1 protein-coding gene is annotated in these 2,392 nt (G+C 72.8%); it reads right to left on the reverse strand.

What is annotated here, in order from left to right:
• Positions 1-99: 99 nt before the first annotated feature.
• Positions 100-1,770, reverse strand: coding sequence for a DUF7059 domain-containing protein (locus tag VIM26_RS11010; RefSeq protein ID WP_414696474.1), 1,671 nt, complete (start codon positions 1,768-1,770; stop codon positions 100-102).
• Positions 1,771-2,392 lie beyond the last annotated feature (622 nt).

Raw genomic sequence — 2,392 nt, forward strand, 5'->3', positions numbered from 1 at the left:
AGCGTTGACGTCCTATAGGACGTCAACGCTCGGACGTTGCGGCTCCAGTCGAGGGGTGCGGCTTCAGTCGGGACCTGCGGCTTAGTCGGAACCTGCGGCTTAGTCGGTGAGCAGCAGACCGTCCCGGACCAGGCCGCGCACCGACGGCAGCACGTCCGCCGCGACGTCGTCGGCCGGGACCTCGAGCAGGGCGGCGAGGGCGCGGACGATCTGCCCGACGGCGAGCTCCCCGTCGCACGCGCCGACGAAGCCGGCGAGTGCGGTGCCCGCCTGGACCGCGCGGCCGAGCCCGCCACCCTGGCGGAGCAGGACGACGCTCGGGTCGGGGTTGCCGGGGGTGAGGTAGCGCTCCTCGGTGACGTCGCCGGCGACCGTGAGGTGCGCGGTGGCGAGCGCGTCGTCGTCATGCGCCTCGAGCCAGTCGTGAGCGGCGAGGCTCGACGCGATGTGCGCGCCGAGCGGCTGGTGCAGGGTGCCGGTCTGCTCCTCCAGGCGGCGCAACGAGGGCCGGTCGTCGAGCGGGCGCCGCAGGGTGACGATGCCGAAGCCGATCGCGGACACGTCGCGCGAGGCGAAGTCGTCCAGCCAGGCGGTGTATCTCTCGTTCCAGGCGTCGCGGTCCCGGTCCGGGGTCGATCCGCCGTCGCGGATCCAGGTCTCGGCGTACTCGGCCGGGTCCTGCAGCTCGCGCTGGATGACCCAGCCGTCCAGGCCGGAGTCGTGCAGCCAGGAGCCGACGCGCTCGTGCCATTCCTCGCCGTTGCGCACCTCCCAGTTGCCGAGCAGCTGGGCGATGCCGCCGGGGTTCAGCACGCTGCCGACGCGGGTCACCAGCTCACGCACGATCGCGTCGCCGGCGCGGCCGCCGTCGCGGTACTCGTACTCGGGCATGCCCGGGACCCGCGGGGTGATCACGAACGGCGGGTTCGACACGACCAGGTCGAAACGGAACCCCGCGGCCGGTTCCAGCATCGAGCCCTTGCCGAACGTGATGCGGTCGGCGCCCAGGCCCGCGAGCGTGGCGTTGAACCGCGCGTACCCGAGAGCGCGGACCGAGATGTCGGTGGCGCCCACCATGGTCGCGTGCCGGGAGGCGTGCAGGGCCTGGATGCCACAGCCCGTGCCGACGTCGAGCACCCGCCCGACCGGGTTGCGGACCGTCACCTGGGCGAGCGTGGTGGACGCGCCGCCGACGCCGAGCACGTGGTCCGTGCGCAGCGCCTTGCCCGTCGCGAGCTCCCCGAGGTCGGAGGCCAGCCACCAGTCGACGGTCCCCGCCGCGTCGGAGACCTCGTACGGGCGCAGGTCCGTGCTGGCCCGGACCGGGTCCTCGGGTCCGGATCCGGCGGAGTGGATGATCCCGAGATGGTCGGCGCCGGCGGCCCCGAGCGTCGGCAGGGCGGCGTCGAGCGCGCGGCGCGGAACCTCGGCCCCGAGCACGAACAACCGCACCAGCGCGGCGATCCGCGCGTCGTTCCCGTTCTTGGCCACGGCCGCGGCCCGTGCTTCGGGATACAGGTAGCGAGCCGACTCGCGCAGGGCCGGCAGCGCCTCCTCGCGGTGCAGCGCCGCCGCCGCGAGCGGCCCGAGCAGCTCCTCGACCGCCGGCACGGTGTACCCGGTGCTGGTGAGGTCCGCGCGCAAGGCGTCGAACAGCGCGAGTTCTTCCTTCGTCACGGTGGCGGTCACCACCCCATCCTCCCGCGCCACCCCGCCCACCCGTGACCTGTCGGATGCGGCGCGCCCCAGGGTCCGCGGATCGGCAGGCATGGCCTCGGCCGCCGATTCCGCCGTTGCTCTGCCACGCCGGACAACCCCGAGGACAACCCCGAGGCCCGTACACGCGCGACGGCGTGTCAGACGAGGCGCGCGGTATCAGGCGAGCGCTCAGGCGAGCGCTCAGTGCAGCACTCAGTGCAGCGAATGTGCACCCCTGGGGCAGATCGGCCGCACTGAGGGCTGCACTGAGCGCATCGGCGACCGCGAAGCCGCGCGAGCACGCTGGTTGCAGCGCTGATTGCAGCCAAAGTGCGCCCAGGCGCGCATCGGCGACAACCAGGGATGCAACCACGGATGCAACCAGCGCTGCGCGGCCCGCAACACCGTCCGGGCCGCTAAGACCTGCCGTACTGGCTTGAGTTCGCCGGTTCGACGGCGAATTCGTCGGTCTCGATCGACGAAGTCGAGGCAAACCGGCGAACTCGCGTTGATCGGCAACTCGCGTCGACCGGCACGGGAGCGGACCGGACCGCCGGACCCGACCGGACCCGACCGGACCGACCTGAGCGCGGCGAACCGGACAGGACAGCCAACCTCCCTTACCGCCCGATACCCCCTCAGGGACCTGCTCGCCCACGCCCCACAAACGTGTCAGACCCAGCGCGCACCGGAG

Source organism: Pengzhenrongella sp. (genome assembly GCF_036565025.1).
GTDB lineage: Bacteria > Actinomycetota > Actinomycetes > Actinomycetales > Cellulomonadaceae > Pengzhenrongella.

Coding starts and splice junctions, on each gene's coding strand:
- VIM26_RS11010 (WP_414696474.1), bottom strand. CDS start 1,770: ATGCCTGCCGATCCGCGGACCCTGGGGCGCGCCGCATCCGACAGGTCA.